Origin of the sequence: Streptomyces sp. MS191 (genome assembly GCF_008042125.1) — a bacterium.
Lineage (GTDB): Bacteria > Actinomycetota > Actinomycetes > Streptomycetales > Streptomycetaceae > Streptomyces.
On record NZ_RDBI01000126.1, the window covers coordinates 1 to 6,261 of the forward strand.

The window sequence follows — 6,261 nt, forward strand, 5'->3', positions numbered from 1 at the left end:
CGGGCGAACGGCCCTGATGAGTCAGCAGCATGCGCGGCATCATCCCGCGCCCGGCCCCGGGCGCGGGATGATGCCGCGCATGCTGCTGACTCATCAGGGCCGTTCGCCCGTGGTCCACCCCTCGGCCTACATCGCTCCCACGGCCACCCTGTGCGGCGACGTGCGGGTGGGACCCGACTGCCGGGTGCTGTTCGGCGCGGTGCTCACCGCCGAGGGCGGGCCGGTGGAACTGGGCGCGGGATGCATCGTCATGGAGAACGCGGTCCTGCGCGGCACCCGCCGCGACCCGCTGACGCTGGGAAGCCGGGTCCTCGTCGGCCCGACCTCCTGCCTGACGGGCTGCCGGGTCGAGGACGAGGTCTTCCTCGCCACCGGGAGCAGGGTCTTCAACGGTGCCCGGATCGGCACGCGTTCCGAGGTCCGCATCAACGGGGTCGTGCACCTGCGCACGGTGCTGCCGCCCGACACCACGGTGCCGATCGGCTGGGTCGCCGTCGGGGACCCCGCCCGCGTCCTGCCGCCGGAGGACCACGAAGGGATCTGGGAGGTCCAGCGGGATCTCGACTTCCCCGGTCACGTCTTCGGCCTGGACCGTCCGGCCGAGGGCGAGAGCCTGATGCCGGGGATCTCCGCCCGCTTCGGCCGCGCGCTGGGTCGGCACGCCGGCGACCGGGAGGTCTGAGCCCTGGATCCGGTCCGGGCGGTGACTTCCGGCCATCCGCCGTCACCCCGCCGACCCGGATGAAAAACTGACGTCCCGTCGGTACCCGAGGGACGGACGGACAGGGCGCCGGGGCAGGGCGGCGACGGGGCGTACGAGGACGAGGCGGGACGGACGGCCCGGGTGAACGGGCGACCGCCGCCGAGGAGGCCCGCCTGTGCCCGGCCGCGGCGGGACCGGGGAGCGGGACGAGGGGAGCGACGGCACGGTGGAGTTCGACCGGATCGTGCAGATCAGGGTCACCGGGCCCCGGAGCCCGGGCAGAGCGGCCTTCGCCACCGGCTACCTGGTCGCCCCCGGGCTGGTGCTCACCACGGCGCACGTGCTGGGGGAGGCCCCCGCGKCGGGCGGGGCGAGCGTGACCGTGTGCCGTCCCGAGGCGGACGAGCGGTGGTTCCCCGCGCGGGTGCTCTGGCGGCGCAGGGACGACACCGTCGACGCCGCGCTGGTCGAGGTGGTTCCCGACCCCGGATGGCGGACACCGGACTCCCTCCGCGACCTGCGGACCCGCCCGCCGCAGCGCTGGGGCAGGCTGATCGGCACCCGGCCCCATCCGGTCACCGTCTGCGGCTACCCGCGCATGCAGAAGGACGGGCCCGCCCGCCGCGGGGAGCAGCTCACCGGGTCCATCCACCCGGGGAGCGGGAGCGGCGCCGACCGGTACGAAGTGCTGAGCGTCAACCCCACCTTCCCCGCCGACATGTCGAACGCTCCCTCCGCCACCCCCTGGTCGGGGATGTCGGGCGCCGCACTCCTGTGCGGAGACCTGCTCACGGGCGTGGTGTCCCGGGACCGGCAGGCGGCCGTCGGAGCACGGCTCATCGCCACACGCACCACCGATCTGCTGGACGACCCCGAGTTCCGCGAGCTCGTCACCGCGCACAGCGGCTGGCGGCCGCTGGCGGAGCCCGTCGAACCCGATCACCTGCTCGCCCCCGCGGCACACGCCCGGGACCTGCGGTCGCCCGCGATGCTGCTGCGCGCCGACACGGAGGCCGTCACCTTCCACGGCCGGGAGAAGGAGCTTCGCTACTTCACCGCGTGGTGCCGGAACACCCCGGACCCCTTCGCGGTCCACCTGATCACCGGCCCCGGCGGTCAGGGGAAGACGCGCCTGGCCCGTCATCTGGCCGCCGAGCTCCGCGATTCCGGCTGGGTCGCCGTGCAACTGCGCGCCGACCTGGACGACGCCGCGCCCGCGGGTCCGTCGGGCGCCCACGGCCCGGAACCCGACGGAACGGGCCCCGACTGGGGAGCCCTGGACACCGCGTCCCCCCTGCTGGTGGTCGTCGACTACGCCGAGACCCTGCCCCGCCAGGTCCGCCGCCTCATCACACGGCTGCGGCACGGCCGGCACCGTACGCGGCTGTTGCTGCTCGCGCGGGCGAAGGGGGACTGGAAGACGGACGTCCTGGGATCGGAGTCCGAAACGCTGCGGATCCTGTCCGACGCTCCCACGCTCGCGCTCGCGCCCCTGCTCGGGCAGCGCGCCGGGACCGAGGCGCGGGCCGTCGCCTTCGGCCGGGCCACCCGGGACCTGTCCCGGCTCCTGGGGCAGGTGACGGGACTGCCGCGGACGGACTGGCAGGCGTTGGCGGAACGGATCAGGCCCCCGAAGGACCTGCACCGCTCCCGCTACGCCTCCGCCCTCACCCTGCAGATGCACGCGCTGGCGACGCTGCTCCAGGCCGGCCCCACTCCGGTGACCGCCGGTGCGGACCCGGACCCGGGCCCGGGCCCGGTGCCGGCCCCGGACCTGCCCCCCGGCCTGGAGGGCCCCGAGGTCCTGTCCGGCCTGGACGTCCGGCGGGACACGGAGGCGGCGCCGGTCGAGGCGCTGCTGCTGGCGCACGAGGCGCACTACTGGGAGGGCACCGCCGCCTCGCCGGCGTTCCGGCTCGGCGACCTGCGGCCCGTCGCCCTGCGGCGTGCCGTGGCGGCCGCCGCCTTGTGCGGGGCGGCCACCCGCGCCGAGGCCGTCGCCGTCACCCGGCAGGTGCGGGGACTGCCGCCCGGCCGCGAGGACGACGTCGCCGAGTGGCTGCGTGCCCTGTACCCGCCCGCCCCCGGCCGCTACTGGGGTTCGCTGCAACCCGACCGGCTCGCCGAGTACCACGCCGGTGTCCACTTCACCCGGCCCGGGGACGAGATGCTCGCGCCCCTGTGGGCCGAGGCCACCGACGGCCAGCAGGTCCACGCCCTCGTCGTCCTGGTGCGTGCCGCGGCCGCCCATGTCCTCGGGGACCGCCCGCGGACCGCGACGGAGGTGCTGGACGCCCTCGGTGCCGCGGTGGACTCGGCGCCCGCTCGCGTCCGGGTCCTGCTCGCCGCCGGCACCGTCCTGCCGCCCCATCCCAGGGCGCCCTACGACCTGCCGTACTTCACCGCTCTCGGCCTGGACCTCAACCGCAGGCTGGCCACCGCGTTCCGGGGGCTGGCCGCGCAGAAGCCCGACGCGTACGGCCCGGAACTCGTCGAGACGGTGAACGACATCGGCGTGCGCTACGAGCAGATGAACCGGGGCGGAGAGGCTCTGGAAGCGCTGGAGGAGGCGGTCGAACTCGGGCGCCGCTTCGCACGGGTCAACCCCGGGGCGACCGAACCGCGGCTCGCCGTGGCACTGCGCAACCGCTCCATGGCGCTCTCGCGTCGGGGACGGCAGACCTCCGCGGAGGCCCTCGTCACGGCCGAGGAGATCGTCGCGATCGAGCGCCGGCTGCTGAAGACCACCCCCGGCGCTGACGGGTCCTATCTCTTCCTCGCGCTGTACCACGTGGGCAGGCGGCTGGCCATCCTCGACCGGAACGAGGAGGCGCTGGCCCCCTTGGAGGAGAGCGTGGCCGGATATCGCCGGCTCGCCCGGGACAACCCCGCGTACGAGCCGAGCCTGGCCCGCCTGCTCACCCAGTTGAGCCTCGTGCTCGGGGACATCGGGCGCTGGCAGGAGGCAGGCGCCCTGAGCGGGGAGAGCGGGGACATCCGCCACCGCCGCGGCCTCGCCCTCAGCCCGGAGCCGCGCGCGGGGCTGCGCAGGAGGCAGACCCGTGCCACCCGGTCCGCCGACCGGTGACCGCCGACGACTGACGACGCATCGGTGACACGCCGCGTCCAGGTCCTGTCCGGGCACCGCCCGCTTCTCTATAAGAGTTGCCTTATATAAGCGGCAGGTGGCATGGTTGCCCGTGTGCACGCCTTCGATGTTCTCGGTGATCCGGTGAGACGCCGGATATTGGAGCTGCTCGCCTCGGGCGAGCGGACATCGGGCGAGGTCAGTGACGTCATCCGGGAGGAGTTCGGGATCTCCCAGCCCGCCGTGTCCCAGCACCTGCGTGTGCTGCGGGAGAGCGGCTTCGCCTCGGTGCGCCCGGAGGGCACGCGCCGGCTGTACGCGGTCGACGCGGCACCCCTGCGCGAGGTGGACGCCTGGCTGGAGCGGTTCCGCGGCTTCTGGGAGCAGCGGCTCGACGCGCTCGGGACGGAGCTCGCGCGGGGAAAGCGCGAGCGCAGGCAGAGAGAGGAAACGAGCGGACATGAGTGAGATCGTCGACCGGATCAACCTGGTGCACCGGGAGGCCGGAACCCGCCGGGTCGAGGCCGGTGAGGCCGGGACGGTACTGCTGCGGCGCACCTACGACGCCGGTATCGCCGACGTGTGGGAGGCGGTGACCGATCCCGAGCGGCTCGGGCGCTGGTTCCTGCCGGTCACCGGTGAGTTCAAGGTCGGTGGCCGCTACCAGCTGGAGGGCAACGCGGGCGGCGAGATCCTCGAATGCGTGGAGCCCGAACGGCTCCGGGTCTCCTGGCTGTTCGGCCCCGACCCCGGCTTCGGCGAGGTCGAGGTCCGGCTCACGGCCGAGGGCGAGGAGCGGACCGTCTTCGAGCTCGAACACGTGGCCGTCGTCCCGGACGAGTTCCGGGACCGCTTCGGCCCGGGTGCCGTCGGCGTCGGCTGGGACCTGATGTTCCTCGGCCTCGGCATGCACCTCGCGGGCGCCGGCATGAGCAAGGAGGAGGCCGAGGTGTGGCAGACCTCGCCCGAGGCGAAGGAGTACACGACGCGGTCGGGCGAGGCGTGGGGGGCCGCGTACGCCGCGTCCGGCGCCGACCCGGAGACCGTCGCGGCCACGACCGCGGCGACCATCGCGTTCTACACGGGCGCCTGAGGGGCCTTCCGGGACGGCCGGGCGGCGCCGCCTGCGGCGTTCTCGCGCTCCGGTCGGGGATCGTTCTCCTCGTGGGCGCCGGCGTTCGCCGGCGCCCGCGTCCTGTTCCCGGAGCGATGTGAGACCGCCTGTGACCGACACCCCTACCGCCGACGAGCTGGGCGGATTCCTGCGCGAGTTCGTCCGGATGCTGCTGCGGTCCAGCGGGGAGGGCGCCGAGGGGGTCGCCCGGGCCGCCGGGGCGGTCGCCCGCGCCTACGGCGGTGCGGCGGAGACGGTCATGGTCGCCGACGGCGCCGTGCTCCACGTGGCCGTCGGCGGCCGGACGTCGACGACCACCGTCACCGCCTTCCCCGACGTCGCCCGTCTCGACCGGGCGGTGGCCCTGAAGGAACTCGCCGAGGAGATCCTCGCCGGCCGGCTGCCGTTCCACCGCGCCGAAGCCGGGCTGAAGGCGGTCGCGGCGCGGCCCGCCCCGTACCCGCGCTGGGCGAAGCCGGTCGGCATCGTCCTCTTCGCGGTCGGCTTCGCCCCCGCCGTCCAGCCCACCTGGTACGAGGTCGGCACCACGGCCGTCCTGGCCTCGGTGGTGGCCTGCCTGGCCGTCCTCGCCGAGGGCCGGCGCAGGCTGACCCAGGCACTCCCGCTGTTCGCGGCCGTCGTCGTCTCGCTGCTCACCGTCTGGATCTTCGCCACCGACCTCAGCCACGGCGGCCCCGTCATGATCATGCTGCCGGCGCTGTTCTACTTCGTGCCCGGCGACCTGCTGAGCGCGGCGACCGCCGAACTCGCCGCCGGGTACCTGTCGACCGGAGCCGTCCGCCTCGTGTACGCGGTCGTCCTGCTGCTCCAGCTCTACGTGGGCGTGCTGCTCGGGCTCGCCGTCACCGGCACCCCTCGTTCCACCATGCTGGACACGGTGGCGCGCGGGGACATGTCGCACTGGGTCATCGTCCTGTCCTGGGCGGTGTTCACCGCCGGCATGGTGCTCGCCTTCGACGTGCCCCGGCGCTCGGTGGGATGGGTCCTGGCCCTGGTGTACCTCACCCTCGGCGTCCAGGCGGCCGGGACCGCCCTCGCCGGCGAGGTGGCGGGGACGTTCGTCGCCTCCGTCGCGCTCGCCGTGACGGCCGACCTGGTGGCCCGGGGTCCGGGACGTCCGCCCCGGCTCGTCCTCTTCCTCGGCGGCTTCTTCACCCTCACCGTCGGGTCGCTGGGGCTCCGGGCGCTCACCTCGCTGGCCGGCGGTCACGTCCTGCACGGCTTCCACGACCTCATGGACTTCCTGACCATCGTCACCACGATCGCGGTCGGGCTCATGGCCGGGGCCGCCCTGCTGCCGGCGAGGGTGCCCCGGGGCGGCCCCGGCCATGAGCC

5 protein-coding genes are annotated in these 6,261 nt (G+C 74.6%); all 5 read left to right on the forward strand.

Features of this window, described 5'->3' with window-relative positions; all coding sequences use genetic code 11:
- Positions 1-79: 79 nt before the first annotated feature.
- Positions 80-682 carry a gamma carbonic anhydrase family protein gene (locus tag EAO71_RS35460; RefSeq protein WP_147981926.1) on the forward strand — a complete coding sequence of 201 codons (603 nt, stop codon included), beginning with the start codon at positions 80-82 and terminating at the stop codon, positions 680-682.
- 196 nt (positions 683-878) lie between these two features.
- On the forward strand, positions 879-3,791 hold the full coding sequence (locus tag EAO71_RS35465) for a S1 family peptidase (RefSeq protein ID WP_147981927.1): 2,913 nt from the start codon (positions 879-881) through the stop codon (positions 3,789-3,791).
- Between the two features lie 102 nt (positions 3,792-3,893).
- Positions 3,894-4,259 (forward strand): ArsR/SmtB family transcription factor, encoded by a 366-nt coding sequence (locus tag EAO71_RS35470; RefSeq protein ID WP_147981928.1) that lies wholly within the window; start codon positions 3,894-3,896, stop codon positions 4,257-4,259.
- Positions 4,252-4,884 (forward strand): SRPBCC family protein, encoded by a 633-nt coding sequence (locus EAO71_RS35475; RefSeq protein ID WP_147981929.1) that lies wholly within the window; start codon positions 4,252-4,254, stop codon positions 4,882-4,884. Before EAO71_RS35470 ends, EAO71_RS35475 begins: the two co-directional genes overlap by 8 nt.
- A gap of 130 nt (positions 4,885-5,014) precedes the next feature.
- On the forward strand, positions 5,015-6,261 hold a 1,247-nt coding region (locus tag EAO71_RS35480; RefSeq protein ID WP_261992500.1), incomplete at its 3' end, for a threonine/serine exporter family protein.